Origin of the sequence: Mycobacterium sp. E136, assembly GCF_001666865.1 — a bacterium.
Taxonomy (GTDB): domain Bacteria; phylum Actinomycetota; class Actinomycetes; order Mycobacteriales; family Mycobacteriaceae; genus Mycobacterium.
This window is the reverse complement of the sequence record NZ_LZJE01000299.1, coordinates 1-26975: the sequence shown is the minus strand read 5'-3', so window position 1 is coordinate 26975 and position 26975 is coordinate 1. Positions and strand designations below refer to the sequence as shown.

The window sequence follows — 26975 nt, the reverse complement described above, 5'->3', positions numbered from 1 at the left end:
CGTAGCTTCTTTCGCGGCCTATTGTCTGGACTAAGCAGGCTTGCTAACGTGCCAGGTCATGACGCGATCGGCGACGGGGTCCCTGCAGCAGTCTCGCTATCCGGGCGGCAGCCCGACGGCAGCGCAGGGCTGGCACGTCGAGCGGCTCACCGCAGCAAGCCGCCTGTTCGGCGCGAACGGTCTGCGCACCGGTCCGGACGGCCGCGTCTATGTCGCCCAGGTGACGGGCAGCCAGATCAGCGCGCTCGACCTGGGCACGGGAAAACTGGAGACGGTCAGCGCCAAGGGCGGGGACATCATCGCCCCCGACGACGTCGCGTTCGACGGAAACGGCAACCTCTTCGCCACCGAGGTGATGGACGGGCGAGTCAGCGCGCGTGACGCCTCGGGGCGCACACGGGTACTGCGCGACGACCTGCCGTGCGCAAACGGCATCACCGTGCATCAGGATCGCCTGTTCATCAACGAGTGCCGCGATGGCGGGCGGCTGATGGAACTCGACCGTGCCACCGGCGCGGAGCGGATCCTGCTGGAGAACCTTCCGTCGCCGAACGCCATGGAGGTGGGCCCCGACGGCCTCCTTTACTACCCGCTGATGACGGCCAATGAGATCTGGCGCATCGACCCCGCGGGCGGGGAGCCGCAACGAGTGGCCGCCGACCTCGGCGTTCCCGACGCCGTGAAGTTCGATGCGCAGGGCAATCTGGTCTCGACGCAGGTGGCCAGCGGGCAGGTACTGCGGATCGACCCGCGGAGCGGCGAGAAAACCCTTCTGGCCCAGCTCAATCCGGGATTGGACAACCTGACCTTCGTCGGGGACCGGCTGTTCGTATCGAACTTCACCGGTGAGATCACCGAGATCGTGGGCGTCGGCGAGACCCGCACGCTGCTCGGCGGCGGCTTGAACTGGCCGCTCGACCTTGCGGTGGGCGAGGACGGGCGGCTCTACGTCGCCGACGGCACCTACTTCTACACCGTCGGTGACGACGGATCGCTGCAAACGGTCGGGATGCTGTTCTCCCCCGGCTATCCCGGATTCCTGCGCGGCCTGGCGCCGGTGCCGGGCAATGCCTTCGTCGTCGCCACATCCGGTGGGCAGATCGCGCGCTACCGTCCGGCCGACGGCGAGACCGACTATCTGGCAGACGGTTTCGACCAGCTCTACGGTGTGGCGGTCGGGCCGGGCGAGCGGATCGTGTTCACCGAACTCGGCACCGGACGAGTGCACGCGCTCGGATCGGGTGGCACGGAGGTGCTGGCGACGGATCTGCGGGACCCCGTCGGCGTGGTGTTCGACGACGACGGCCGCGTGCTGGTCGCCGAGTCCGGAGCGGGGCGCGTGGTCGCGGTCGGCGGCGCCACGGAAACCGTGGTCGACGGCTTGACGAAGCCGCAGGGCGTCGCGACCGCCGACGGTGTGCTCTACATCGTCGACGCGGGCGCCAAGGAGGTCGTTGCGGTGAACCTGGCCGGCGGCGAGCGCACCACGATCGCGTCCGATCTGCCGGTGGGTCCCCCGCCGGGCGTGGAACCCAAGCCGCTCAAGGGGATGCCGCCGTTCTCCGGCCCACAGGGACCGTTCGCGGGCATCACCGTCGGCCGTGACGGCACGCTGTATGTGTCGGCCGACGGCGAGGGCAGCGTGCTGGCGCTGCGACGAACATGACCGTCAGCCCCACCGACCATCGCTACCTGCAGGTGGCGCGCACGCTGCGCAAGGAGATCGTCGACGGGATCTACCCGGTCGGCTCGCAGTTGCCCACCGAACAACAACTGTGCGAGCGGTTCGCCGTCAGCCGCTACACCGTTCGCGAGGCGCTGCGCCGGCTGCGCGAGGACAACCTGATCGCATCGCGACCGCGGGCGGGCACGCTGGTGGTTCCCCGTCCTGCGTCGAATTCGTATGCCCAGGACGTAGTCTCGATCGACGACCTGCTGGCGTTCGCGGCGGGAGCCCAGCTGACCATCGAGTCCAACGCGATGGTGACCGTCGACGACGACCTGGCCGACCACACCGGGCTCAAGGCCGGTTCCCAGTGGCTGGCGGTGCGCGGTTGCCGACAAGCCGAGGGCAGCGACACACCCGTCTGTACGACCGAGTACTACATCAATCGTGCGTTCGCGGCGGTCGGTCGCCTGCTGCAACGTCATTCGGGCCCCATCTTCCCGCTCATCGAGGACCTGTTCGGGGTCAGCATCGTCGAGGTTCATCAGGAGATGGCGGCCATCACCGTGACGCCGGAACTCGCCGGCGCGTTGAAGGTCGAAATGGGCAGCGCCGCCCTGGAGATGCGCCGCACCTATACGACGTCGGACGGTGAGGTGGCGCAGGTGACCATCAACACCCATCCCTCGTCGCGGTACCGGCACTCGATGACCATGCGCCGGATCAAGGGTTAGGTTTACCCGTGCGTGTCGACGAGAAGCGCAGCGCGGACGCCTACCGGCGAGGGCTGTGGGTGCACGACACGCTGGCCGACGCGCTGCGCGATGCGGCCACCTCGACGCCCGACCGAACCGTGTTGGTGGACGGCGACCTTCGGATCAGCTGCCGGGAGCTTCACGACCGGGCGCTCACGCTGGCGCAGGTGTTGATGTCGCGGATGCCCGCCGGCAGCGTCGTGTCGTTCATGCTGCCGAACTGGCAGGAGGCCGCGGTCGTCTACCACGCGGCGACATTGGGGGGCATGGTGGTCAACCCGATCCTGCCCTCGCTGCGCGATCATGAGCTGTCGTTCATCCTGCGCGATGCCGATGTCCGGGCGATCTTCGTGCCATCAACCTTCAACAAGCACGACTACGTCGCGATGCTCGACCGGGTCACCGGTGCGATGGCCGCCCCGCCGGAGGTCATCGTGGTGCGTGGGGATGCGGGTCAGCACACTCCGTACGAGTCGCTGTTCGGCGGCGCGGGAACGGGCGTGCTGCCGGTGCTGAACGCCGACACGGTGCGCATGATCCTCTACACGTCGGGAACCACAGGCCGGCCGAAAGGCGTCCTGCACACGCACAATTCAATCCATGCCCTGATCCGCCAGATCGGAGCGCACTGGTGCGTCGAGGCCGGAGACACGTTCCTGGTACCGTCCCCGATCGCGCACATCGGCGGTTCGATCTATGCGTTCGAATGCCCCCTGCTGCTCGGCAGCACCGCCGTGCTGATGCAGCGTTGGGACCCGGACGCGGCCGTGGCGCTGATGCTCGACGAGCGGGTCACGCACATGGCGGGGGCCACCCCGTTCCTCGACGGGCTGCTCGCCGCCGCCGAGCGCGCCGCTACGCGGTTACCCGAGTTGAAGGTGTTCATCTGCGGGGGCGCTTCGGTCCCCCCGGCGCTGATCCGCAGCGCCACCGCCTATTTCGACAAGGCGGCGGTGTCACGGGTCTACGGATCGACCGAGGTTCCGGTGACCACGGTGGGCTCACTGGATGACCCCGAGCACGCGGCAGACACCGACGGCAGGCCGGGCATCGCCGACGTCAAACTGGTCGACGGTGAGATCCGCGCCCGGGGACCGCAGATGCTCGTCGGTTACCTGCATCCCGAAGACGAGACTTCGGCTTTCGACGACGAGGGTTACTTCCGCACCGGTGATCTCGGCCGGTGGGTCGACGACGGCTTCCTCGTCGTGACCGGTCGCGCGAAGGACATCATCATCCGCAACGGCGAGAACATCTCCCCCAAGGAGATCGAGGACATCCTCATCGGGCATCCGGGCATCGCGGAGATCGCGATCGTCGGTGTACCGGATGAGCGCACCGGCGAGCGGGCGTGCGCCGTCGTCGTCGCCACCGATCGGCCACCACCCGACGTCGCGGGCATGCGGGCCCTGCTCGAGGAGCACGGTGTGGCGCGGTTCAAAGCGCCTGAGCAGATGGTGGTTTGGGAGGCGTTGCCGAAGAACGACGCCGGGAAAGTGTTGAAGCATCGAATACGAGCGGCGCTGGAATGACCGCGGACGCGAGGAGCAGAATGGTTCAGGTAGCGATCGTGACGGGGGCGAGCAGCGGTATCGGTTTCGGATGTGCGACCAAGCTGGCCGAGGCGGGCATGGCCGTGCTGGGTACCGGCCGCGACGAAAGCCGGCTTGCCGAGTTGGAGCAGGCCGTCGGTGACGCCGACCGTATTGCGACCGTCGCTGTCGACCTCACCGCCGACGATGCACCGCAGCGGATCGTGCAGACGGCGCTCGACCGGTGGGGGCGCATCGACTTCCTGGTGAACAACGCCGGGGTGGGCAGCCCAAAGCCGTTGCACGAAACCGACGACGAGTCCCTCGACTACTTCCTCGGACTGATGCTGCGGGCGCCGTTCCGCCTGGCCCGCGATGTGATCGTGCACATGGAGGCGGGGTCCGGGATCGTCAACGTGACGTCGACGTTCGCCGTCGTCGGTGGCCTGCGCGGTGGTGCGTACTCCGCGGCCAAGGGCGGACTGACCTCGCTGACGCAGCACATCGCATGTCAGTACGGCCCACAGGGAATCCGTTGCAACGCAGTGGCTCCCGGGGTCACCCTGACACCGATGGTGTCCACACGCCTCGAAGACGAGCGGTTCCGCAAGATCAACACCGAGATGACACCGTATCCGCGGCTCGGTGAGGTGAACGACATCGCCAGCACCGTGGCGTTCCTGTGCTCGGACGGCGCGAGTTTCATCAATGGGCAGACGATCGTGGTCGACGGCGGATGGAGTTCGACGAAGTATCTGTCGGACTTCGCGCTGAACTCCGAATGGGTGGCGCGGCAGTGAACCTGTTTGCCCTGCTCGATCAGGCCGCGAGCCGCTTCGGCGACCGCGGCGCGGTGTATCACGGTGAGCGGCAACATCAGACGTGGACGCAGCTGCGTGAGCGGTCCCTGCGCCTGGCCGCGTCGCTGGCTGACCGTGGCGCGAGGATCGCCGTCGCCAGCGAGAACTGCCCGCAGATCATCGAGCTGATGTTCGGGGTGTGGGCGGCCGAATGTGTGTATGTGCCCATCAATTACAAGCTGCACCCGCGAGAGATGGTGCAGATACTCGAGGATTCCGGCGCCACACAGGTTTTCGCCTCGCCGAAGATCGCGGCGACGCTCGGACCGGAAACCGAGGTGCCGATCGCGGTCATCGGCAGCGACGGCTACGACCAGTGGTTCACCGCGGAGCCGTCGCCGCCGCCCACCACCGATCCCGAAATGCTCGCGTGGCTGTTCTACACCAGCGGGACGACGGGCAAATCCAAGGGCGCGATGCTGTCGCACCGCAATCTGATGGCGATGACGGTGTCACACCTGGCCGACTTCGATTCGCCCGACGAGAACTGCACGCTGGTGCACGGCGCTCCGATGTCACACGGCTCGGGCCTTTACATCCCGCCGTACGTGCTGCGCGCGGCGCGCCAGGTGATCCCCGAGTCGGGGGCGTTCCAGCCCGACGAATTCCTCGATTTGTGCGAGCGCCATCCCGGGTGCAGCGCGTTCCTGGCGCCGACGATGGTGCAGCGCCTGGTGCAGACCGGCCGCGCATGCCCGCACAACCTGCGCACCATTGTCTACGGCGGCGGCCCGATGTACGTCGAGAGCCTGAAGAAGGCGATGGCCGCGTTCGGGCCGGTCTTCGTACAGCTGTACGGCCAGGGCGAGGCGCCGATGACGATCACCGGATTGCGCCGTGCCGACCACGCCGGGGCCGACGACGCGGTGCTCGGGTCGGTGGGCTATGCGCGGTCCGGGGTGGACGTGGCGGTGCTGCGCGCCGACGGGACGCCCGCCGACGTCGGCGAGATCGGAGAGATCGTGTGCCGCGGCGACGTCGTCATGTCCGGTTACTGGCGGAACCCCGAAGCGACCGCCGCGACGCTGCAGGACGGCTGGTTGCACACCGGTGACATGGGCTCGTTCGATGACCGCGGCTACCTCACGCTGCGCGACAGGTCAAAGGACGTGGTGATCAGCGGCGGCAGCAACATCTATCCCCGCGAGGTCGAGGAGGTGCTGCTCGAGCATCCGGCGGTGGTCGAGGCCGGCGTCGTCGGCGCACCCGATGAAGAGTGGGGTGAGGTCGTGGTCGCGTTCATCGTCGGGTCGGTGTCGCCCGAGGAGCTGGACGCGCACCTGCTCGAGCGCATCGCCCGGTTCAAGCGCCCGAAGCGCTACGAGTTCATCGACGAACTGCCGAAGAACAGCTACGGCAAGGTGCTCAAGCGGGAGCTGCGCGACCGGGTGCGCTGAGCGCTGTGCGCGCGATCACAGTTGACCATCGGTTTGGGGCCGGATTCGCCGGGGTACTAACGGCCCTGCTACCTGCGAGAAGGAAATCGATGACCGACCACATGCTGACCACCGGCAGTTCGCCCGCCTCCGACTGGCTGGCGACGTCGGCGCTGTTTTTGCATGCGGGCGCGTTGTTGGCCTCCACGGCCTGCCTGGCCGCCTTCCTCGTCGGTCAGTCGACGATCGCCATCGCGGCCGGTGTGCTCGCGGTGCTGCACCTCGTCGGCGCTCGGGCCAGCCTCGTCCTCGACGGCAGCCTGGAAAAGCGTCGCCAGAGCCGCGACCGATCCGTGAGCCCCCTCGGCGAATACGCCCTGGCCGGCGGCACTGTCTGACCCTTGCCCTTTCCCTTCCTCCGCGAGCAGACGTAAAACTGCCTGAAGTCGCGCGAAAAGGGGCAGGTACGCGTCTGCTCGCGAGTGGTCAGGCCGGGGCGAAAACCGACTTGAACCGGTTAAGGGACTCCCCGATGTCGCCCTTGAGCGCTCCGGCGACGACCATGCCGATGGGACCGAACAGCGCGGGACCGCCGAGGTGGACGTCGAACGTGACGGTCGATCCGGCGGGATCCTTCGCGGCGGGCTTCACCTTGCCGATCAGTTTGACCTTGACGCCGCCCTTGCCGTCGCCGTTGAGCGTCATCGCCTCCGGCGGGCGGTAGTGCACGATCGTCCACTTGATCCGGTTCGGCATGCCCTTGACCTCGACGATCGACTCGAGTGTGGTGCCCTTTTCGAGCGTCTCAGGCAGCTTGCTGCGCCACACCCGGTGGATGCTCAGCCACTCCTTGTACCGGGCGAGGTCTGATGCGCACGACCACGCCTGCTCCGGCGGCAGGGGTACGTCGACGGATACGGAGAGTTTGGCCATGTCTCAGGGCTGCTGAGGCGGCTGCGGCGGAGCCTGGGGCGGCTGCTGCGGCTGCTGCGGGGCGTTCTGCGCGGACGGGTTGTCCTTGTTCACGTAGTTGCGCGCAGCGTCTTGGACCTTATCGACATGCTGGGCGTATTTACCCTGCGTCTTCTTGTCGACCATGTCACCGGCCTTGTCGATCGCGGTGTCCACCTTGTCGGCGTTTTTGGCCAGCAGATTCTTCACCTTGTCGAGGAATGCCATGGGCCCAACCCTACTCGTATCGCCACAGCCGTCGGCGCTCTCCCAACACCGCTCCCTGCACCCACCAGATCACTTCGATGGCGCCGACCGCGACCACGCCGATGGCCAGGCCGATCGACATCGTCTTCGCGTTGGAGATGTCGAGCATGAACAGCTCCTGCGCCAGCGGCAGGGCGAAGATCACCACATACGCCAGGCCCGAGACGACGACCAGCGCGACCCGCCACCACTGGTAGGGCCGCGCCACCACCGCGAGCACCCAGATCGCCCCGGTCAACAGGGTGATGAGCGCCGCGGTCGACGCCTGCGTCTGCTCGACCGGCGTGGCCTCGCGACCCTGATAAGCGACCAAATACGAGATGAACGTCGCGACGCCGATGACCACACCCGACGGCAGGGCCGCCGTCATCACGCGGCGCACGAATCCCGGATGCGCGCGTTCCTTGTTGGGCGCCAGCGACAGGATGAACGCCGGGATGCCGATGGTGAACCATGCCGCGATCGTGACGTGGATGGGCTGGAACGGAAACAGCAGCGGGTCGGTGCCGAAGATCTTCGACGCCAGCCCGGCCAGGCCGACGAACGTCGCCAGCAGCACCGAGTAGACGGTCTTGGTCAAAAACAGGTTCGAGACGCGTTCGATGTTGCCGATCACCCGGCGGCCCTCGCCGACAACGTACGGCAGGGTCGCGAACTTGTTGTCCAGCAACACGATCTGCGCCACCGCGCGCGACGCGGAACTGCCCGAACCCATCGCCACGCCGATGTCGGCGTCCTTGAGCGCGAGCACGTCGTTGACACCGTCGCCGGTCATCGCGACCGTGTGCCCGCGGGACTGCAGGGCGTGCACCATCGCGCGCTTCTGGTCGGGGCGTACGCGGCCGAACGTCATGTGCGTCTCGAGCGCATCGGCCAGCTCGTCGGTGGCCTCCGGCAGGTGCCTGGCGTCCATGCACTCCCCGTGCAGGCCCAGGGAACCCGCGACGGCACCCACGGACACGGCGTTGTCACCGGAGATGACCTTGATCGAAACCTTCTGCGAGGCAAAGTAATCGAGGGTGTCGCGCGCATCGGGCCGGACTCGCTGTTCGAGCACCACGAGCGCGGCGGGCGTCACGCAGCCGGGAGCGTCGGGATGGTCGACGGGCAGGTCGCTGCGCCCGAGCAGGAGCACCCGCAGCCCGGTCGATCCGATCCGCTCGGCCTCTTCGGCGACCGGCGAGCCCGGTTCGCAGAGCACGTCCGGCGCGCCGATCACCCAGTTGCCGTGCTCACCGTAGGAGGCGCCGCTCCACTTGGTGGCGGACTTGAACGGCGCGACGGCCGTCGCGGTCCAACCGGGAGGCATCTTGTACGCCTCGGCGATGGCCTGCATGCTCGCGTTCGGCCGGGCGTCGTCGGCCGCGAGTTGCGCCAGGATGTTGCCGACGTCGACCTCGTCGAGCTGCTCGAGATCCGAGACCCGCATCCCGTTCTCGGTCAGGGTGCCGGTCTTATCGGCGCAGACGACGTCAACGCGGGCCAGGCCCTCGATCGCGGGCAGTTCGTTGACCAGACACTTCCTGCGGCCCAACCGGATCACGCCGACCGCGAACGCGATCGACGTCATCAGGACCAGCCCTTCGGGCACCATTGGCACCAGCGCGCCGACCATCGCCAGCACGGAACGCCGCCAACCGGATTCGGTGGTGAACAGCTGGGTGTAGATGGTCAGCAGCCCGGCGGGGACCAGCAAGTACGTGATGAACTGCAGGATCTTGTTGATACCGCTGCGCAGTTCGGAGTTCACCAGGGTGAACTTGCTGGCCTCTTCGGCGAGCTTGGCCGCGTAGGCTTCCCGGCCGACCTTGGTGGCGCGGTAGGCGCCCGAACCGGCGACGACGAAACTGCCCGACATGACCTGATCGCCAACGTCTTTGGCGATCGGATCCGCTTCCCCGGTGAGCAGTGACTCATCGACCTCGAGGTTGGCGTCCTCGACCACCTCGCCGTCGACGACGATCTGGTCGCCGGGCCCGAGTTCGATGACGTCGTCGAGGACGATCTCGTTGGGGCTCAACTGTGCAACCACGGATCCGGCGCCGGCCTGCCTACGCACCAACGGTTTCGTCTGGCCGACGATCGCCAGCTTGTCCAATGTCCGCTTGGCGCGCAACTCCTGAATGATCCCGATGCCGCTGTTGGCGATGATCAGCAGCCCGAACGCGCCGTTGATGATCGAACCGGTGGACAGCACGATGATCAGCAGGACGCCGAGGATCGCGTTGATGCGGGTGAACACGTTGGCCCGCACGATGTCGGAGACGCTGCGCGCCGCCCGCGTCGGGACGTCGTTGGTCTTTCCTTCGGCGATGCGTTGCGCGACCTCGGCTTCGGTGAGCCCGGCGGCCTTTAGTTCGGGTGCGGCTGTCACTTGACGAACGTCCCCTTCTTGAACGTGTCGTAATACTCCAGGGTGAGGTTGTCGCCATCGAACACTGCGGTGGAAATCGTTCCCGGCGGGGCGTTCTCGGTGACGAAAGAGAACGTGAAGGTGTTACCGTCCCAGTGCTCGAGTGGCACATCGAACTTCGGGCCGAGAGCCAACCGCAGCTTGCCGTCCCGTTCGGTGATCCTGGCCGGCCCCCAGTAGTCGTTGTTGTAGGTGCCGACGTAGGACGCCAGCGGCGCCGCGGGTGCGGGGTTGGCCGGCGGCTGCTTGCCCACCAGCGACCCGACCGGCTTCTCCATCTTCTGGAACGCGGCGTTGTAGAGGCCGTACCAGTCCTCGCGTACCTCGCCGAACTGCACCAGGTCGGCGAACTGCGCGGTCAGCGATTCGGGCACCCCCGAGGGAGTGGCGTTGGTGAGCGCGACGATCGCGACATCCGCCGACGGCAGGATCAGGAAGTTCGTTCCGGTGCCGAGTTCGAACGCGCCCGAATGACTCAGCTCCATACGGGCGGCCGAGGTCGAGCTGACGTTGAAACCGAACCCGTAGAAGCCCGACCGCATGGCGGGCTCGGTGGCCGGACTCGACACGATCTGGGGTGTGAGCGCCGACAGCAGCGCATCCGCGGCGACGATCTGCTTGCCGTCGTGGCCGCCGTTCGCGAGCACCATGGCCAGCCAACGGGTCATGTCGTTGACCGACGAACTCGCCCCGCCCGCAGGCGCTTCCGGGTCGGCGTCGCGGACGAAGGCCGGCTCGTAACGCCCGTCCATGTGGATGTGGCCGATCGCGCGATCGGCTCGGGATACGTAGTCCGCGAAGCGGTAGCTCGTCTGCCCCATGCCGAGAGGACGAAACACCACGTCGTCGGCGAGCGCCTCCCACGGCTTCCCGGCGGCCACCGCGACCGCCTCGGCACCGGCCGTGTACCCGAAGTTGGTGTAGGCGTAGGAGATCCGGAACGGGTCGAGTGGTAGCTGGCGGAGCCGCTCGAGCACCTGCCTGCGGTCGTACCCGAGGTCCTCGAGCATGTCGCCGGCATGGTCGGGCAGCCCGGAGCGGTGCGACATCATGTCCCCGACGGTGACCATCGGGGTGACCGCTGGGTCGGACAGCGCAAACCACGGCAACTTGGACACGATCGGAGTGTCCCAGCCGAGGGCGCCCACGCCGACTTCGTGTGCGACGACCGTCGCGGCAAGGGATTTCGACACCGAGGCAAGCTGGAACACCGTGTCCGGGTTGACCCGGTTCGCCTCATCGTCGGGCTTGGTGGCGTCCTTGACGCCGAAGCCCTTCGCGTACACGGTCTTTCCGCCGTGCACGACGGCGACCGCCATACCCGGGATCCCCGACTTGCGCATCAGGTCCTCGGCGATGCCGTCCAGCTTGGCCACCGCGTTGTCGACCGCATTCTCCGGCAGCGGCATCGCGGGCACCAGCGGCGGCGGGACGTCGGACTGCGCGGTCGGCGACGGCTGCGGGGCGGGTTCAGCGGCCTCGGCTCCGCAGCCCGCAACGAGTAACAACCCCACGACAGCCACCCTGGCCAGTGCTTTCATGAGCTGAACGGTAACCCGGCGAGCGCACGGTTGCGGTACGCAAACCGCGAGTCCACCTGCAAAGCGTGCGCTGGACGGAAGGAGCTAGAACCGCCACCAGTGGTCGAGCGGCGGGGCCGCGTCCAGCCGAACCCGCTGCCCCGGTTTGGGCACCGCGATCTGCACCTGCTCGGCGTCGGCGGCACGCAGCAACCGCTCGACCGGTTCGGCCCACGGATGCGGGGCGAGCCGGAAGGTGGCCCAGTGGATCGGCACCAGCAGGCCCTTGTCGGATTCGGCGACGTCAAGGTGCGCCCTCACCGCCTCTTCGGGATTCATGTGAATGTCCGGCCACGCCGGGTGATAGGCGCCGACGGGCAGCAGCGTCAGGTCGAACGGCCCGTGGTCCATGCCGATCTGGGCGAAGCTCTTGGTGTATCCGGTGTCGCCGCCGAAGAAGGCCTTGTGCCGCGGGCCCATGATCACCCACGACGCCCACAACGTGGTGTTGCGGGACAGCAGCCGGCCCGAGAAGTGTCGCGCCGGTGTGCACACCAGGGTGAGCTCGCCGATCGTGTGGCTCTCGTGCCAGTCGAGCTCGACAATCCGGCTCTCCGGAATCCCCCATTTGCGCAGGTGGGCACCGATGCCGAGCGGCACCACGAACGGCGCCCGCTGAGTGCGCGCGAGCCCGGTGATGGTGTCCATGTCGAGATGGTCGTAGTGGTCGTGGCTGACGACGATGGCGTCGACGGCGGCCAGCGCCTCGAGCGGGGCGGGCACCTCGTGCATGCGTTCCGGACCGACCGTCTGCGACGGCGAGCACCGCCGGCTCCACACGGGGTCGGCCAGCACGCGGTAGCCGTCGAGTTCGACCAGCGCCGACGAATGGCCGAACCAGCACGCCGAGACCTGCGTCGAGTCCGGTTCGGTGGGCGACGGCGTGACGACGGGGATCTCTCCTGCAGGCTTCGAGACGCCGCGCGACCCGATCAACTCGCGCACCAACAGGCGCTGCTGCTCCTGGTCGATGCTCATCATCGACGCCGGCTCGAGGTTGACGAACACCCCGTCGCGGTAATTCTCGGAGCGCCGCGCGACCCGCTCGATCTCCGTGGGTGAGGCGCCGAGCGCCGCGGGCGCACCCTGCAAAGCGCGCAGCAGCCACCCGCCCGCCAGCAGTGAGGCCGTGCCGAAGCCGATGCGCAGCGCCGCCCGGATCATCAGGCGCCCTTGAACCTCGGGGGACGCTTCTCGATGCGCGCGACCTGCGCCTCGATGATGTCCTGGCTGGCCCACGCCCGGTCGAACAACTCCTGGTGCGCCGGCCACGGATCCTCATAGGCGCCGTCATCGTTGAGCACCCGCTTGGCGTGCTGCAGCGCGAGCGGCGCGTAGCCCGCGATCACCTGTGCCCAGGCCTGGGCGTTTTCCAGGGTGCCGATGCGGTTGGCCATCCCGGTCTGCAGCGCGACGTCGGCGGTGAGCCGCTCGGCGGCCAGCAGCATGCCCCGGGCCCGGCCCGCGCCGACCAGCGACGTCAGCCGCCGGATGCTCCAGTTGTCCAGGGCTATGCCGTATTTCGCGACCGGGAACTGGAAGTAGGCCTCGGGTGCGACGACGCGCAGGTCGCAGATCATCGACAGGATGACACCGGCGCCAATGGCGGGACCGTTGATCGCGCCGATCACGGGGACGGGAGCGGCATCGATCGCCAGGTTGAGCGCGCGGGCCTTGTCGGGCAGCTCGTCCGCGACTCCCTGGCCGCCCGACAGGTCGGCGCCGGAGCTGAAGACATGGCCCTGCCCGGTCAGCACGATCGCGCGGACATCCTCGGCGCTGGCCTTCTCGATCGCCTCGCGCAGACCATCGACGAGTTCTGCGTTGAGCGCGTTGCGGCGCTCGGAACGCTGCATCTCCAGGGTCATCACGTGGCCGTCACGGGTCACACCAATCATGTCGCCAGCCTATATAGGCTCGCCTGATGAGCCGGATCGGTGCCCTCGAGGTGCGCGATGCCGTGCTCGACGCCGGGTCGTTTCGGAGCTGGGACGGCCCTCCGCGCGACGTCGACGCGAGCGCCGACTACCGCCGGGCGCTGGCCGCCGCGGCGGCGAAGACGGGCCTTGACGAGTCGGTGGTGACCGGCGAAGGCACGGTGTTCGGCCGCCGAGTGGCGTTGGTGCTCTGCGAGTTCGACTTCCTGGCCGGATCCATCGGAGTGGCGGCGGCCGAGCGGATCACCGCCGCGGTGCAGCGGGCGACAGCCGAGCGGCTGCCGCTGCTGGCGTCGCCGAGTTCCGGTGGCACGCGGATGCAGGAGGGCACCGTCGCGTTCCTGCAGATGGTCAAGATCGCCGCGGCCGTCGAGTTACACAAGCGCGCGCATCTGCCGTATCTGGTGTACCTGCGGCACCCCACGACCGGCGGGGTGTTCGCCTCGTGGGGATCACTGGGGCATGTGACCGGCGCCGAGCCAGGAGCGTTGATCGGCTTCCTCGGGCCGCGGGTGTACGAGCACCTCTACGGTGAGCCGTTTCCCGAGGGCATCCAGACAGCCGAGAACCTGCACCGGCACGGCGTCATCGACGGGGTGGTGCCGCTCGAGGCGCTGCGCGCCACGCTGAACCGAACGCTCACCGTCGTCGCCGATCCCGCGGACCCGCCGCCTCCGCCGCCCGAGATGGGACCGCTGCCCGACGTGCCGGCGTGGGAGTCGGTGGAGGCGTCGCGGCGGCCAGACCGGCCGGGCGTGGGATATCTGCTGCGGCACGGGACGACCGACCGGGTGCTGCTGTCGGGAACGGGACAGGGCGAGGCGGCCACGACGCTGCTGGCGCTGGCCCGGTTCGGCGGTCAGCCGGCGGTCGTGCTCGGACAGCAGCGCGTGGTCGGGGGCATGGTCGGACCCGCGGCGCTGCTCGAGGCGCGCCGGGGCATGGCGTTGGCCGAGGGGCTGCAACTGCCGCTCGTGCTCGTGATCGACACCGCCGGACCGGCTTTGACCGTCGAGGCCGAGCAGGGCGGATTGGCCGGCGAGATCGCGCGCTGCCTGGCCGAACTGGTCACGCTGGATACGCCGACGGTCTCGGTGCTGTTGGGTCAGGGCAGCGGCGGGCCCGCGCTGGCGATGGTGCCCGCCGACCGGGTGTTGGCCGCGCTGCACGGTTGGCTGGCCCCGCTCCCTCCGGAGGGAGCCAGCGCGATCGTGTTCCGGGATCTCGACCACGCCCCGGAACTGGCTGCGGCGCAGGGTATCCGGTCGGCCGACCTGCTGCGTAACGGCATCGTCGACGTGGTCGTGCCCGAGAACCCCGATGCCGCCGACGAGCCGACGCAGTTCACCCAGCGGTTGTCGGCGGTGATCGCCAACGAGTTGCATTCGTTGCGGACGGTGCCCGGGGAGGAGCGGTTGCAGGCACGCCTGGCGCGCTACCGGCGTATCGGGCTGTGATGCTCGGCCATCGTCCGGTGGCATGCTGGGTTGGATGGAAGCTCTGCTCCATTTCGCCGGAAACTTCTGGTGGCTGATCTTCCCGCTGGGCGGCGCGATCGGCGGAACGGTGCGTGCGGTGGCGGCAGCCAACGAGCGTCGCGCTCAACGTCGCCTCGAGCGCTACCGCATCAAGCAGGAGACCAAGGTGGCGCTCGCGGAAGCATCGCGGCGAGCGCACACGAACGAGGAGGCGACTCGGCGCGAGGTGGCCAAGGTGATGCAGCGCCACGCCGAGACCGACGCGCGCTGGCTCGACTACGAGGTGGATATCGCCAAGTTGCTGGACTTTCCGCTGATGACCGACATGCGTGCGCCGTTGACCATCGCCTTCCACAAGGCCAGGAGCCGTGCGGATCTGCTGCGCCCGGACTCCGTCGACGACATTCTCGACGACCGTGACGCGCAGGTCGACTACCGCGACGCCGTGCACGAGTACGTCGTGGCGTTCAACGTCGCCGAGGCCGATGCGATTCGCCGCCGCCGAGGCGACTTCTCGTCCGAGGACCAGGCGCGCATCGAGCGTGCCCAACACCTGTTACGCCTGGCGTCCGACGAAGCCGCGACCTCCGACGAGCGCAAGGCCGCCTATGCCCGCGCGCAGAAAGAACTCGACGGTCTCATCGCCTTACCGGCCACGACCCGGGCGAGCATCGAACGCAAGATCGTCGGCGAGATCGAGGCGTGAGCCGAACTCAGCCGCCCAGTTCGGAGACCGCGGTGTCGAGTTGCGCTGCCTGCTCTTCGATCTCGCGATCGGACGGTGTGTCGCCGATGCGGTTCACCAAATCCTCGCGCGACACCACCTCGAGCGCGCCGCGATAATCGGCCGAAGCGAGCCGGCCCGCACCGATCACGTCTACGCGGCCCTCCACCACGACCAGCACGGCGTTCTTCTCCTCGGACTGCAGCAGCGCGCGTACATCCTCGGTCGAGATCATGATGAATTCCGTCCTGTCTGTTGTTGCAGCCGGTCCTTCTGCGGATTCTCCTGCGGCGCGCGGCCGGCGTCCTCACTCATGCCCTACCTATGCCCGCTTCAGACCGGTCTATGCGACCGCCAGCGCGGCGAGCGTCGCGATGCAGGTGACGAGGTCGAGCGGCAACCGCAGGAGGCTGCGCCGCGTCCAGCGCACCGCCGCGGTCTCGTCGACCTCCGCGGGATCGGCCTTCTCGAACGCCACCGCCTTGGGCACGGAATCGATCAGCGACCACACCCGCATCAGCGCATGGCTGACCAGCGCGACCAACAGCGCGGTGCGCACGTCGGAATGCGCCCACCCGACGATCAGCGACACGACGAGCAGCAGTTCGAAAACCGTGTGCGTCGGAATCCAGAACCGGCGTCGCGATATTCCGCCGTTGTGCGCCTGGATGATGCCGGGCCGCTTCGGCCAGGCCGGATCGATGACGATGGTCTCGTAGAGTCCGCCTCCGAGCAGGACGCACGCCATCAGCGTGGAGGCGGCGATCAGGATGAGCGTTGGGGTCCACATCACCGCCGATTATTACGGGGCGTCGAGGTAGCGCTGCACGGTCGGTCCCATCGCCGCGACGATCTCCTCGTGGGTCATCGCGACGATTGGCGGTAACTGCAGCACGTACCGGCACAGCGCCAGACCCAACGTCTGCGTCGCGATCAACGCGGCTCGCCGCTCCGGGTCGTCCGGGTTGATCTCGGCGACGGCGGGCAGCAGCTGCCGGGTGAAGATCTCGGTCATCCGTTGGGCCGCGTCGCTGTTGGTCGCACTCGACCGCAGCAGCACAATCAACGCCTCGTCGCGTTCCCACCGGTTCATGAAGTGCGCGACCAGGCCGGCGCCGACCCCACCGGTATCGACACCGGACAAGTCGGGGATCTGCAGGTCGAAGTCCGCGGCCGCCGCGAACAACTGGTTCTTGTTCCCGAAATACCGCATCACCATCGACGGGTCGATGCCGGCGTCCGCCGCGATGGCCCGGATCGTGGCCCGCTCGAACCCCGATCTGGCGAACCGTTCCCGGGCCGCCGCCAGGATCACCGCCTTGGTCTGTTCCGAGGATCTACGCATGCCAACAATTGTAGGCCAACAAGTGTTGACATAGCAGCACCGACAGCGGATGCTTATGCCAACAAGCGTTGGCATAGACGGCGCCGACGGAAGGAGAAAGAGATGAACACAGACGTTCTCATCGTGGGGGCAGGCCCGACCGGGTTGGCCGCAGCGGTTGCGCTGCGCTCCCGCGGCGTGGCCGTGACGGTCATCGACCGTCAGGCGGCCGGGGCCAACACCTCGCGCGCCGCCGTGGTCAACGCCCGCACGCTCGAAGTGCTCGAGGGGTTCGACGTGGCGCGGCGACTGGTGAAGGAAGGAGTGGAGGCCCCGCGATTCACCATCCGCGACCGCGGCCGCACCCTGATCCCCGTCGACTTCAGCGGCCTGGCCACCGACTACCCCTACTCGTTGATGGTGTCGCAGTCGACCACCGAACGCCTGCTGCTCGAGCGGCTGGAGGAACTGGGCGGATCCGTGCTGCGCCCGAAGACGCTGGCCTCCGTCGAACAGGATGCGACCGGCGTCACCGCGACGTTCGACGACGGTGACAGCATCCACGCCCGTTACGTCGTCGGCGCCGACGGGATTCACAGTGTCGTACGTGAGCAGGCAGGCATCGGCTTCGCCGGCAGCGTGTACGACGACTCGTTCGCGCTGGCCGATGTCCGACTCACCGGCAGCGCACCCGAAGACGAGGTCATTCTCTATTGGGCGAAAGAAGGTCTGACGGTGGTGGCCCCGCTGCCCGGTGGCGTGCATCGCATCGTGGCACCCGTCGCCGAGGCACCCGAGGAACCGTCGGCGGCATTCGTTCAGCAGATCCTCGACACCCGCATCGGAGAGGGGACACTGACGGTCGATGAGGTGATCTGGGGGTCGCGATTCCGGATCCACCACCGGGTCGCCGACGCGTTCCGCGCTGGCCGGTTGTTGTTGGCCGGTGACGCCGCGCACGTGCACAGCCCCGCCGGTGGTCAGGGCATGAACCTGGGCATCCAGGACGCGGTGGCAGTGGCCGACGCGTTGGCCGCGGTCCTCGCGGGCGAGCCCGAGACGCGGCTCGACGAATACAGCCAGTCACGGCGCCCGATCGCGAAGGAGGTGGTCGAGATGACCGATCGCCTCACCCGGTTGGCCACGCTCCCCCGCGCCGTACGGCCGATCCGCAACACCGCGATCCGGCTCGCCGGGCTGGTGCCCGCGGTGCGCTACGGCCTGGCCCGTCGGCTCAGCGGTCTGGTGTACCGCTGAGCTCCACCACCCTGCCGCGGCTGTGCACGTACAGCACGGCCGCGGCCGCGGCGGCCTCGACCATGGCGACCACGGTGGCCATTCCCATCACCGTCGACGGCGAGGCGGCCGCGGCGGCGTGGTGATGGCCGGGCGCAGGCAGATGAATGGCGATCATCGCGAGGTTCATCAGCGCGACGATCACCCACGTGCGCTGTCGCCCGTCGCGCCAGAGGTCGCGCGCGCAGTACAGGCACGCAGCGGCCATGGACGCCATCAGCGCCGCCGCGAACGGGGTCTGCGCGTAACCGAGCATGGCCGTGTGCAGCAGGGCCGACCCCGCCGCGAGCACTGCGCACGCCCGTCTCCCCACCGTCCCGATCGTCGTCATACAGATATCGACTCCCGCCGTCGCGGAAATTCATCCCGTGACAGGATCCGGACATGGCAGCCATCCGCCCGTTCCGAATCACGATTCCCGACGACGATCTCGCCGACCTGCACTCTCGCTTGCGCCGAACGCGGTGGCCGGAGGCCGAATGCGTCGACGATTGGAGCCAGGGCATCCCGCTGGACTACACCCGCGAACTGGCCGAGTACTGGGCCGACGAATACGACTGGCGGGCCCGCGAAGAGGCGTTGAACCGCTTCGACCACTACACCACCGAGATCGACGGCCTCGACATCCACTTCATCCATCAGCGCTCGTCGCAGCCCGACGCGTTCCCGGTGCTGATCACCCATGGCTGGCCGGGTTCGATCGTCGAATTCCACAAGGTGATCGAGCCGCTCACCGAGCGCGGCTTCGACGTCGTCTGCCCGTCGCTGCCCGGCTACGGGTTCTCCGGGAAGCCCGCCGCCGCAGGGTGGGGCATCGAGAAGATCGCCTCGGCGTGGGACACGCTCATGGGCAGGCTGGGCTACGAGCGGTTCGGCGCGCAGGGCGGCGACTGGGGTGCCGCGGTCACGACGCAGATCGGCCGCAACGGTGGGAGTTGCGCGGCAATCCACCTCAACATGCCGCTCGGTTTCCCGCCGGGCAAGCTCGAGAATCCGACCGAGGAGGAGCAGCGGGCGCTGGAGCGCGGCCAGTACTACCAGAAGTGGGACTCGGGCTATTCCAAACAACAGTCCACGCGGCCGCAGACCCTCGGTTACGGGCTCGTCGACTCCCCGGTCGGGCAGCTCGCATGGATTGTCGAGAAGTTCTGGTCGTGGATGGACTGCGACGGCCACCCGGAGAACGTGCTGAGCAAGGACGAACTCCTCGACAACGTGATGCTGTACTGGCTCACCGCATCCGGCGCGTCGTCGGCCCGGCTCTACTGGGAAAGCTTCAACGCGTTCGGCGGATTCGACCGCGTCGAACTTCCGACCGGTGTCGCATCCTTCCCGAAGGAGATCCTGCAGGCCCCGCGCAGTTGGTGCGAGAAGGGATACAACATCACCCACTGGTCGACGATGCCACGCGGTGGTCACTTCGCGGCGTTCGAGCAGCCCGACCTGTACGTCGACGACGTCGCCAAGTTCTTCTCCGGCGTGCGGTAGATGGGGCGGACGCTGGAGGCCGACTACCTCGTCGTGGGCGCGGGGGCGATGGGGCTCGCATTCACCGACACGTTGGTCCACGAATCAGACGCGACGGTCGTGGTGGTCGACCGAAACGATCAGCCCGGCGGGCATTGGACGACGGCCTATCCGTTCGTGCGACTGCACCAGCCGTCTGCCTACTACGGGGTGAACTCCCGCGGGCTCGGCAGCGACACCGTCGACCAATTCGGGCTCAACGCAGGCTATTACGAGCTGGCCAGCGGAGCCGAGGTGTGCGCGTACTTCGATGCGGTGATGTCCCAGCATCTGCTGCCGACCGGCCGCGTCACGTACCTGCCGATGAGCGAGTATCTCGGCGACGGTCGGGTGCGCACGTTCGGCGGTGAGGACATCGAGGTGGTGGCGCCGTGGCTGGTGACCACCCGGGTGGAGGTCGTCGTGCCCTCGATGCGGCGCCCGAACTACGCCGTCGCCGACGGCGTCGACGTCGTCCCGCCGAACAGCCTTCCGCGCATACGAGGGCCGCACGACCGCTATGTGGTTGTGGGAGCGGGAAAGACGGCGATGGACTCGTGCCTGTGGCTGTTGCGGCACGGCGTCGCGGCGGAGCGGGTCACGTGGATCAAGCCCCGCGAGTCCTGGGTGCTTGACCGGTCCGCCATCCAGCCCGGTCGGCAGTTCGCGAAGAACACGCTGCGGGATTTCGGCAATCAATTGGCGGCGGTGCGCGAGGCGGAGTCGCTCCCGCATCTGTTCGAACTGCTGGAGGACAAGGGTTGCCTGCAGCGCATCGACCGGTCCGTCGAACCGACGATGTATCGATGTGCGATTCTGTCGCAGGCCGAGCTGGCCGAGTTGCGCCGCATCACCGACGTCGTGCGGATGGGCTACGTCCAGGCGCTCGAGCCCGGTCGCATCACGCTCGCCGACGGTGTGCGCGAAGTCGACGGTTCGGTGCTTTACATCGACTGCACCGCAGACGGTTTGGGCAAGGAGCCGGTCACGACCATCTTCGACGGCGACCACATCGCGCTGCAGACGGTGCGCACGTGCCAGCCCGCTTTCAGCGCCGCCGTCATAGCGCACGTCGAGAACGCTTACCCCGACGACGACACCCGCAACACGTTTTGCAAGCCGGTTCCCTACCCGCACGTGCCGGTCGACTGGCTGCGAATGATGTTGATCTTCAACGAGAATCAACTGAAATGGTTCTCCGATCCGGACATGATGGCCTGGGTCGATGCGGCGCGACTCAACGCGCTGCACCACGTGACCGCCAATGTCAGCGAGCGGGCGCGGGACCGGGTCATCTCGATGCTCAGCTCCGAGCTGCCGGCGATCAACGAAAAGTTGGAAGTCTTACTGGCGCAGGCTTGAGTGCCGCCCAAACTGAGCTTATGTGCGAGTATTCGCGCCGACCTCGCAAATATCTTCAGTTTCGGCGACGGTCACGCCAGCGATTCCACCCACGCTCGGTGCAGCGCGGCGTAGTGGCCGTCGGCACGGGTGATCAGCTCGCCGGGCGTGCCGTCTTCGACGATGCGGCCATGTTCGAGCACCAGCACCCGGTCGGCAACCTGAACGGTCGAGAGCCGGTGCGCGATGACCAGAGCGGTCCGGTCGGCGAGCACGGTCTCGAGCGCACGCTGCACCATGCGCTCGCTCGGGATGTCCAGCGACGACGTCGCCTCGTCGAGGATCAGCACCGCCGGGTCGGCGAGGAACGCCCGCGCGAACGCCACGAGTTGCCGCTGTCCGGCCGAGAGTCGGCCGCCGCGTTTCGCGACGTCGGTGTCGTAGCCGTCGGGCAGCGCCGCGATGAAGCGGTCGGCGCCGACGGCTTCGGCCGCCGCAGCCACCTCGGCGTCGGTCGCGTCGGGGCGGCCGAACCGGATGTTGTCGGCCATGGTCCCGTCGAACATGAAGTTCTCCTGGGTGACCATCACGACATGGCGACGCAGTTCAATCTGCGAAAGATCGCGCAGGTCAACGCCGTCCAGCGTTACCGAGCCGGACGTCGGGTCGTAGAACCGCGCGATCAGCTTCGCAATCGTCGTCTTACCCGCGCCGGTGGTGCCGACCAGGGCGACGGTCTGACCCGCAGGCACCTCCAGCGTCAGGTCCGGCAACACCGGACGGTCGGCGACGTAATGGAATCGCACGTCGCGGAAGGCGATCTCACCGCGCACATCGGTCAGTTCGAGGGGACGCTCAGGGTCCTTGATGCCGGGCCGCTCGGCGAGCACACCGGCCAGCTTCTCGAGCGCCGACGCCGCCGACTGGAACGTGTTGAAGAATTGCGAGATCTCTTGCATGGGTTCGAAGAACATGCGGAGGTAGAGCAGGAACGCGGTCAACGTTCCGATGGTCATCTGCCCGTGCAGCACGCGGTAGCCGCCGTAGAGCAGCACAACACCGGTGGTGAGGTTGCCGACGAGTTTGACGCCAGGCATGAAGATCGCCAGCAGTTGGAAGGTGCGCTCGTTGTCGGCCTTGTAGCGATCGGCGATGTCGTCGAAGATCTGCTGGTTGCGCGGTTCACGGCGATAGGCCTGCACGGCCTTGATTCCCGTCATCGTCTCGACGAACTGCACGATCACCAATGCGGCGCTTTCACGCACCCGCCGATACGTCCTCGCGGACTCGTTGCGGAACCACCACACCAGCCCGATCAACACCGGAAAGGCGCCCAGGCACATCAACCCGAGCCGCCAGTCGAGCGCGATGAGCAGGATGGCGGTGCCGAACAGCGTGAGGACCGCGGTCACCAGGCTGTCGAAGCCGGTCTCGAGCATGTCCTGGATTGCTTCGACGTCGTTCGTGGATCGGCTCACCACCCGCCCGGAGGTGTAGCGCTCGTGGAACGCGATGTCCAGGCGCTGGAAGTGCCGAAACACCCTGCGGCGCAACTCCAGAAGCACCTTCTGGCCGATCCGTCCGGAGCGGCGGAGGAAGAACATCCTGCTGGTGGCCTGAACCGCCACGACGACGGCGAGGAGGCCGACGATCGTCATCAGTGCATGCGCCGTCTCGCCAGCGATGATGGGTGGGATGCCATCGTCGATGCCGCGCCGGACAAGGATCGGCACCGACAGGCGCGCGGCGTTTTCCACCACGACGACGAGGGCGAGCAGCGCGACGGCGACGCGGTACGGGCGAAGCAGGTCACCGAGCAGGAGACGCGCCTCCCGGCGCCTATCGATGCTTTCGTCGATCGGCGAATCGTCCTGGTGCTCTTCGAACTTGCCACGCCACTCGGCGGTCGCGGTGTCGGAGGTGTCGGTGGCGGTCATCGGCGCTCGGCCTCCGAGGTGACGTATCGTCGCCGCGCGCGGTCGCGTTCCAGCGCCTCCTGCTCCTCGACGGCGTGGTCGAGGCGGCTGCGGTCCCGGTCGTCCTCCCATGCGCACGCCCGCTCGGCGCCGTCGTCGAGTTCGTCGTCGGCGGCGAGCAGGTAGCGGTACTGCGGCACCTCGGCCAGCAGCTCGGCGTGCGTGCCGACGTGGGTGATCGTGCCGTTCTCCAACAGGGCGACCTTGTCGGCGAGCAGTACCGTCGATGCACGGTGCGCCACAACGATTCCGGTGACCGAGTGCAGCACGCGACGCAGCGCCTCCTCGACCACCGCCTCGGTGTGCACATCGAGGGCGGACAACGTGTCGTCGAGCACGAGGATTTTCGGTGCAGCCAGAATCGCGCGGGCCAGCGACAGCCGCTGCCGCTGACCGCCGGACAGGCTCAAACCCTGCTCGCCGATGCGGGTGGCGAGCCCGAACGGTAGGTCGTAGACGAACTGCGCGGCTGCCACATCGATGGCCTGGGCCAGCTCGTCGTCGGACGCGTTCGGCCTTCCGAGCCTGAGGTTTTCGGCGACCGACATCGAGAACAGCGTCGGGTCTTCGAAGGCGGTCGCGACCGCTTCACGCAGCGCGGGCAGGGTGAAGTCGCGAATATCGCGGCCGTCGATGCGGATGGATCCCTCGGTGACGTCGTACAGACGCGACACCAGCGCGGCCAGCACGGACTTGCCGGAGCCCGTCGAACCGATCAGAGCAAGCGTCTCCCCTGGCTCTACGGTGACGGTGACGTGGCGCAGGGCCCAGTCCTCGGAGTCAGGAAACCGAAAACCGACGTCGACGAGTTCGAGGCGCCCGTCCCGCGGGGTCTGGTCGACCGGTCCGTCTGCGATGTCGATTGGGCTGTCGAAGATCTCGGCGATCCGGTTCGCGGCGGTGAACGACTCTTGCGTCATCGACAAGAGGAAGCCGAGCGAGGAGATCGGCCAGACGAGCGACAACATCATCGTGATGAACGCGACCAGCGTGCCCATGGTCACGTGGCCCTCGCCGGCGGCGTATGCGCCAAAACCGAGCACGACGATCAACGTCAGGTTCGGGATGACTTCGAGCAGCGTCCAGAACTTCGCCGAGACCGACACGCGATCGATCTGCGTCTCATAGAGATTGGTGAGTTGTTCGTCGAACCGGTCGTAGACGTAGTCCTCGCGGCCGAAGGATTTCACGACCCGCAATCCCAGCGCGGACTCCTCGACGTGGGTGGCGACGTGGCCGGCCTGGTCCTGAGCCAGCCGTGACAAGCGGGTGTACTCCTGCTGGAAATGCATGACTGTCAGCGTGATCGGCACGATCGACACCACCACGACCACGCCCAACGGCCAGTACATCGTCAGCAGAATCACCGTGACGACGGTGATCTGCAGACCGTTGAGCAACAGAAACAGCATGCCGAAGGACATGAAGCGCCGAATCGTGCTCAGGTCGTTCATGATCCGCGACAGCAGTTGTCCGGACTGCCACCGACCGTGGAAGCTCATCGGCAGCACCTGCAGGCGGGCATAGAGGTCCTTGCGGATGTCGGCCTCGACGCCCATGGTGGCGCGCGCGGCCAGCCAACGGCGGATGAACCACAACACCGCTTCCGTGAGACCGACGCCCATTGCGGCGGCGCCGAGCAGCCACAGTCCCTGCTGATCCTGGTGCCGCACCGGACCGTCGATGACGGCCTTGGTCATCAACGGGATCGACACCGTCGCCGCGAGGCTGGCGATGGCAACGCTGACCATCGCGATCCACCGCGCCCGGTACGGCAGCAGGTACGGCAGCATCCGCCACAGATCCGAGCTTGCTCGTCGGCGTTGCGGTGGCGGGGCGATGGCCGGCGCTGAGCGCAGGGCCTGGATTCCGGGGACGACCACTTAGTCCATCTTCCCATGCGGGGCAACTGGATAACGGACGATCACGCGGCCGCTGTCTCCTGGGTCCCGAATTGGGTCTCGTACAGCTCGGCGTAACGACCCCGGCTGGCGAGCAGTTCGAAGTGGGTACCCCGCTCGACGATGCGGCCGTCCTCGACCACCAGGATCAGATCGGCCGCACGCACCGTCGACAGCCGGTGCGCGATGACGATCGATGTCCGACCGGCGAGCGCCTCGCCGAGCGCTTGCTGCACCGCGGCCTCCGATTCCGAGTCCAGCGAGGCAGTGGCCTCGTCGAGCACGACGACCCGGGACTGGCCCAGCAATAGTCGCGCGATCGTCAACCGCTGGCGCTGTCCGCCCGACAACCGGTAGCCGCGCTCGCCGACCACGGTGTCGAGGCCGTCGGGCATTTCGGCGACCACATCGGCGAGCCGGGCGCGGTCCAGCGCCTCCCACAGTTCGTCATCGGTGGCGTCGGGCGCGGCCAACGTGAGGTTGGCGCGGATCGATTCGTGGAACAGGTGGCCGTCCTGGGTGACCACGCCGACGGTTTCCTTGAGCGACGCGAACGACACGTCGCGCACATCTGCGCCGTTGAGCGTCACCGCACCGGAGTCGACGTCGTAGAGGCGCGCGAGCAGCGACGCAATCGTCGACTTGCCCGCGCCCGACGAGCCGACCAGCGCCACCATCTGCCCGGGCCGCGCCGCGAACGAGATGCCGTGCAGCACTTCGTCACCGCCACGGATATCGAGCTCGGCGACCTCCTCCAGCGAGGCCAGCGACACCTTGTCCGCCGACGGGTAGGAGAACCGCACATCGTCGAACCGCACCGCGACCGGGCCGGCGGGCACCGGGACGGCGCTCGGCTTCTCGGCGATGAGCGGTTGGAGGTCGAGCACCTCGAAAACCCGCTCGAAGGACACCAGCGCGCTGGCGATCTCGACGTGCGCGTTGGCCAGTGCGGTCAACGGGGCGTACAGGCGAGTCAACAGCAGCGCCAGCGACACGATCGCACCCGCCTGCAGGTGACCTCCGATCGCGAGGGCACCGCCGAGCCCGTAGACCAGTGCGAGCGCCAACGCGGACATGAACGTCAGCGAGTTCATGAAGACCGACTGCAGCATCGCGGTCTTCACGCCGATGTCGCGGACACGACCGGCGCGCACGGCGAACTCGCGAGATTCGGTCGCCGGATTGCCGAACAGCTTGACAAGCGTGGCGCCGGGTGCCGAGAACCGTTCGGTCATCTGCGTATTCATGGTCGCGTTGTGTGCGGCGGCCTCACGGGACAGCCGGGCCATGGTGCGGCCGATCCGGCGGGCGGGAACGATGAAGAGTGGCACGAGCACCAGCGAGAGCAGCGTCACCTGCCACGAGATCGACAGCATCACCACCAACGTGAGCGTTAGCGTCACGAGGTTGGCCACCACGCCGGAGAGGGTGTCGGAGAAGGCGCGCTGCGCGCCCATCACGTCGTTGCCGAGCCGGCTGACGAGGGCGCCGGTGCGGGTGCGGGTGAAGAAGGCGACCGGCATGCGCTGTACGTGATCGAACACCGCGGTGCGCAGGTCGAGGATCAAACCCTCGCCGATCGTCGACGACAGCCACCTCGTCACCAGGGAGGCGGCGGTCTCAGCGATGGCCACCGCCGCGATGACGGCCGCCAGCAGCAGCACCGTGCGCGCCGCGCCCGCAGTGATCGCGTCGACGACCTTGCCCGCCAGCACCGGCGTGGCGACGCCGAGGAGAGCCGCGACGACGCTGACCGCGACGAATGCGCGCAGCCGGGGACGGTGGCGGCCGGCGAAGCGCCAGATGCGACGCAGCAACGCCGCGTTCAGCAGCGACCGCAGGTCACCGCCGCGGGCATGCGACTGCCGGTAGAGCGCCTGCCGCGCGACCGTTTCCATGCTCATGAAATCACCGTAGAACCTCAACAATAGATGAGGTCAACGGCTTCCCGCGGCCGCTGACCAGGGCACATTCGGAGTACCCAGGTTCGGCGCCCACCCCTCGGCGGTTTAGGACCGGCTAGACATCCCAGGTGCGTAAGTTGTCAAGCCGCTGCGGCGGGTTGTCGGTGTGTCCAGGCTGTGTCTTCGTC

General features: G+C 67.7%; 24 protein-coding genes. 11 read left to right on the top strand and 13 right to left on the bottom strand.

The window, feature by feature from the left end; genetic code table 11:
• Positions 1 to 58: 58 nt before the first annotated feature.
• The 6 genes from A5698_RS19285 to A5698_RS19260 all read left to right on the top strand — a co-directional run bounded on the left by A5698_RS19285 (position 59) and on the right by A5698_RS19260 (position 6587).
• Positions 59 to 1666, top strand: coding sequence for a Vgb family protein (locus A5698_RS19285; RefSeq protein ID WP_068300121.1), 1608 nt, complete (start codon positions 59 to 61; stop codon positions 1664 to 1666).
• Positions 1663 to 2400, top strand: coding sequence for a GntR family transcriptional regulator (locus tag A5698_RS19280; RefSeq protein WP_067087292.1), 738 nt, complete (start codon positions 1663 to 1665; stop codon positions 2398 to 2400). The genes A5698_RS19285 and A5698_RS19280 overlap by 4 nt, the downstream gene beginning before the upstream one ends.
• A gap of 8 nt (positions 2401 to 2408) precedes the next feature.
• Positions 2409 to 3953, top strand: a complete 1545-nt coding sequence (locus A5698_RS19275) for an AMP-binding protein (protein WP_068300118.1) — start codon at positions 2409 to 2411, stop codon at positions 3951 to 3953.
• A 20-nt stretch (positions 3954 to 3973) separates the two neighbouring features.
• Positions 3974 to 4753 (top strand): SDR family NAD(P)-dependent oxidoreductase, encoded by a 780-nt coding sequence (locus A5698_RS19270; protein WP_068300124.1) that lies wholly within the window; start codon positions 3974 to 3976, stop codon positions 4751 to 4753.
• Positions 4750 to 6210: an acyl-CoA synthetase gene (locus tag A5698_RS19265; RefSeq protein WP_068300126.1), complete on the top strand. Its 1461-nt coding sequence runs from the start codon at positions 4750 to 4752 to the stop codon at positions 6208 to 6210. Before A5698_RS19270 ends, A5698_RS19265 begins: the two co-directional genes overlap by 4 nt.
• Before the next feature lie 89 nt (positions 6211 to 6299).
• Entirely contained in the window at positions 6300 to 6587 is a 288-nt protein-coding gene (locus A5698_RS19260) for a hypothetical protein (RefSeq protein WP_156670821.1), read from the top strand.
• Between the two features lie 88 nt (positions 6588 to 6675).
• Here the strand turns inward: A5698_RS19260 and A5698_RS19255 are convergent, their stop codons facing one another.
• From A5698_RS19255 to A5698_RS19230, 6 genes are all read right to left on the bottom strand, one after another.
• Complete coding sequence (locus tag A5698_RS19255; protein WP_068300114.1) at positions 6676 to 7122, bottom strand: type II toxin-antitoxin system Rv0910 family toxin; 447 nt, start codon at positions 7120 to 7122, stop codon at positions 6676 to 6678.
• Between the two features lie 3 nt (positions 7123 to 7125).
• Positions 7126 to 7368: an antitoxin gene (locus A5698_RS19250; RefSeq protein WP_067087283.1), complete on the bottom strand. Its 243-nt coding sequence runs from the start codon at positions 7366 to 7368 to the stop codon at positions 7126 to 7128.
• A 10-nt stretch (positions 7369 to 7378) separates the two neighbouring features.
• Positions 7379 to 9781 (bottom strand): cation-translocating P-type ATPase, encoded by a 2403-nt coding sequence (locus A5698_RS19245; RefSeq protein WP_068300112.1) that lies wholly within the window; start codon positions 9779 to 9781, stop codon positions 7379 to 7381.
• Positions 9778 to 11361 carry a serine hydrolase gene (locus tag A5698_RS19240; RefSeq protein ID WP_068300110.1) on the bottom strand — a complete coding sequence of 528 codons (1584 nt, stop codon included), beginning with the start codon at positions 11359 to 11361 and terminating at the stop codon, positions 9778 to 9780. The genes A5698_RS19245 and A5698_RS19240 overlap by 4 nt, the downstream gene beginning before the upstream one ends.
• An 84-nt stretch (positions 11362 to 11445) precedes the next feature.
• Positions 11446 to 12564 carry an MBL fold metallo-hydrolase gene (locus A5698_RS19235; protein WP_068300108.1) on the bottom strand — a complete coding sequence of 373 codons (1119 nt, stop codon included), beginning with the start codon at positions 12562 to 12564 and terminating at the stop codon, positions 11446 to 11448.
• Positions 12564 to 13298 carry an enoyl-CoA hydratase gene (locus A5698_RS19230; protein ID WP_068300106.1) on the bottom strand — a complete coding sequence of 245 codons (735 nt, stop codon included), beginning with the start codon at positions 13296 to 13298 and terminating at the stop codon, positions 12564 to 12566. The genes A5698_RS19235 and A5698_RS19230 overlap by 1 nt, the downstream gene beginning before the upstream one ends.
• 26 nt (positions 13299 to 13324) lie before the next feature.
• Here A5698_RS19230 and A5698_RS19225 point away from each other — a divergent pair, with 26 nt between their 5' ends.
• Positions 13325 to 14794, top strand: coding sequence for an acetyl-coenzyme A carboxylase carboxyl transferase subunits beta/alpha (locus A5698_RS19225; protein WP_068300104.1), 1470 nt, complete (start codon positions 13325 to 13327; stop codon positions 14792 to 14794).
• A 34-nt stretch (positions 14795 to 14828) separates the two neighbouring features.
• The gene (locus A5698_RS19220) at positions 14829 to 15521 is read left to right on the top strand and encodes a hypothetical protein (RefSeq protein WP_068300101.1); all 693 of its coding nucleotides are present in this window, start codon (positions 14829 to 14831) and stop codon (positions 15519 to 15521) included.
• A gap of 7 nt (positions 15522 to 15528) precedes the next feature.
• On the opposite strand, the gene A5698_RS19215 is transcribed toward A5698_RS19220, so the two are convergent.
• From A5698_RS19215 to A5698_RS19205, 3 genes are all read right to left on the bottom strand, one after another.
• Positions 15529 to 15774, bottom strand: coding sequence for a hypothetical protein (locus A5698_RS19215; protein WP_068300099.1), 246 nt, complete (start codon positions 15772 to 15774; stop codon positions 15529 to 15531).
• Positions 15775 to 15882: 108 nt separating this feature from the next.
• A complete protein-coding gene (locus A5698_RS19210) occupies positions 15883 to 16329 on the bottom strand; it encodes a hypothetical protein (RefSeq protein WP_068300097.1) in 447 nt (148 codons plus the stop codon).
• 12 nt (positions 16330 to 16341) lie between these two features.
• Positions 16342 to 16884 (bottom strand): TetR/AcrR family transcriptional regulator, encoded by a 543-nt coding sequence (locus A5698_RS19205; protein WP_068300094.1) that lies wholly within the window; start codon positions 16882 to 16884, stop codon positions 16342 to 16344.
• 102 nt (positions 16885 to 16986) lie between these two features.
• Between A5698_RS19205 and A5698_RS19200 the strand changes: the two genes are divergently transcribed.
• Complete coding sequence (locus A5698_RS19200) at positions 16987 to 18120, top strand: FAD-dependent oxidoreductase (RefSeq protein ID WP_068300092.1); 1134 nt, start codon at positions 16987 to 16989, stop codon at positions 18118 to 18120.
• Here the strand turns inward: A5698_RS19200 and A5698_RS19195 are convergent.
• The gene (locus tag A5698_RS19195; RefSeq protein WP_068300090.1) at positions 18098 to 18490 is read right to left on the bottom strand and encodes a hypothetical protein; all 393 of its coding nucleotides are present in this window, start codon (positions 18488 to 18490) and stop codon (positions 18098 to 18100) included. The two genes, A5698_RS19200 and A5698_RS19195, sit on opposite strands and share 23 nt — an antisense overlap.
• A gap of 53 nt (positions 18491 to 18543) precedes the next feature.
• On the opposite strand from A5698_RS19195, the gene A5698_RS19190 reads away from it, so the two are divergent.
• Both A5698_RS19190 and A5698_RS19185 read left to right on the top strand, forming a co-directional pair.
• Positions 18544 to 19647 (top strand): epoxide hydrolase family protein, encoded by a 1104-nt coding sequence (locus A5698_RS19190; RefSeq protein ID WP_068300088.1) that lies wholly within the window; start codon positions 18544 to 18546, stop codon positions 19645 to 19647.
• Positions 19648 to 21027 (top strand): NAD(P)-binding protein, encoded by a 1380-nt coding sequence (locus A5698_RS19185; protein WP_068300086.1) that lies wholly within the window; start codon positions 19648 to 19650, stop codon positions 21025 to 21027. It begins immediately after the preceding gene.
• 71 nt (positions 21028 to 21098) lie between these two features.
• Here A5698_RS19185 and A5698_RS19180 read toward each other — a convergent pair whose 3' ends face one another.
• From A5698_RS19180 to A5698_RS19170, 3 genes are read right to left on the bottom strand one after another with little or no spacing between them, the layout of a single operon-like run.
• The gene (locus A5698_RS19180) at positions 21099 to 22943 is read right to left on the bottom strand and encodes an ABC transporter ATP-binding protein (protein ID WP_068300084.1); all 1845 of its coding nucleotides are present in this window, start codon (positions 22941 to 22943) and stop codon (positions 21099 to 21101) included.
• On the bottom strand, positions 22940 to 24865 hold the full coding sequence (locus tag A5698_RS19175; RefSeq protein ID WP_084792525.1) for an ABC transporter ATP-binding protein: 1926 nt from the start codon (positions 24863 to 24865) through the stop codon (positions 22940 to 22942). The genes A5698_RS19180 and A5698_RS19175 overlap by 4 nt, the downstream gene beginning before the upstream one ends.
• A gap of 41 nt (positions 24866 to 24906) precedes the next feature.
• Positions 24907 to 26787 carry an ABC transporter ATP-binding protein gene (locus tag A5698_RS19170; RefSeq protein ID WP_068300083.1) on the bottom strand — a complete coding sequence of 627 codons (1881 nt, stop codon included), beginning with the start codon at positions 26785 to 26787 and terminating at the stop codon, positions 24907 to 24909.
• Positions 26788 to 26975: the final 188 nt, after the last annotated feature.

Coding starts and splice junctions, on each gene's coding strand:
- A5698_RS19285 (WP_068300121.1), top strand. CDS start 59: ATGACGCGATCGGCGACGGGGTCCCTGCAGCAGTCTCGCTATCCGGGC.
- A5698_RS19280 (WP_067087292.1), top strand. CDS start 1,663: ATGACCGTCAGCCCCACCGACCATCGCTACCTGCAGGTGGCGCGCACG.
- A5698_RS19270 (WP_068300124.1), top strand. CDS start 3,974: ATGGTTCAGGTAGCGATCGTGACGGGGGCGAGCAGCGGTATCGGTTTC.
- A5698_RS19260 (WP_156670821.1), top strand. CDS start 6,300: ATGACCGACCACATGCTGACCACCGGCAGTTCGCCCGCCTCCGACTGG.
- A5698_RS19255 (WP_068300114.1), bottom strand. CDS start 7,122: ATGGCCAAACTCTCCGTATCCGTCGACGTACCCCTGCCGCCGGAGCAG.
- A5698_RS19250 (WP_067087283.1), bottom strand. CDS start 7,368: ATGGCATTCCTCGACAAGGTGAAGAATCTGCTGGCCAAAAACGCCGAC.
- A5698_RS19240 (WP_068300110.1), bottom strand. CDS start 11,361: ATGAAAGCACTGGCCAGGGTGGCTGTCGTGGGGTTGTTACTCGTTGCG.
- A5698_RS19235 (WP_068300108.1), bottom strand. CDS start 12,564: ATGATCCGGGCGGCGCTGCGCATCGGCTTCGGCACGGCCTCACTGCTG.
- A5698_RS19230 (WP_068300106.1), bottom strand. CDS start 13,298: ATGATTGGTGTGACCCGTGACGGCCACGTGATGACCCTGGAGATGCAG.
- A5698_RS19225 (WP_068300104.1), top strand. CDS start 13,325: ATGAGCCGGATCGGTGCCCTCGAGGTGCGCGATGCCGTGCTCGACGCC.
- A5698_RS19220 (WP_068300101.1), top strand. CDS start 14,829: ATGGAAGCTCTGCTCCATTTCGCCGGAAACTTCTGGTGGCTGATCTTC.
- A5698_RS19215 (WP_068300099.1), bottom strand. CDS start 15,774: ATGATCTCGACCGAGGATGTACGCGCGCTGCTGCAGTCCGAGGAGAAG.
- A5698_RS19210 (WP_068300097.1), bottom strand. CDS start 16,329: ATGTGGACCCCAACGCTCATCCTGATCGCCGCCTCCACGCTGATGGCG.
- A5698_RS19205 (WP_068300094.1), bottom strand. CDS start 16,884: ATGCGTAGATCCTCGGAACAGACCAAGGCGGTGATCCTGGCGGCGGCC.
- A5698_RS19200 (WP_068300092.1), top strand. CDS start 16,987: ATGAACACAGACGTTCTCATCGTGGGGGCAGGCCCGACCGGGTTGGCC.
- A5698_RS19195 (WP_068300090.1), bottom strand. CDS start 18,490: ATGACGACGATCGGGACGGTGGGGAGACGGGCGTGCGCAGTGCTCGCG.
- A5698_RS19190 (WP_068300088.1), top strand. CDS start 18,544: ATGGCAGCCATCCGCCCGTTCCGAATCACGATTCCCGACGACGATCTC.
- A5698_RS19185 (WP_068300086.1), top strand. CDS start 19,648: ATGGGGCGGACGCTGGAGGCCGACTACCTCGTCGTGGGCGCGGGGGCG.
- A5698_RS19180 (WP_068300084.1), bottom strand. CDS start 22,943: ATGACCGCCACCGACACCTCCGACACCGCGACCGCCGAGTGGCGTGGC.
- A5698_RS19170 (WP_068300083.1), bottom strand. CDS start 26,787: ATGAGCATGGAAACGGTCGCGCGGCAGGCGCTCTACCGGCAGTCGCAT.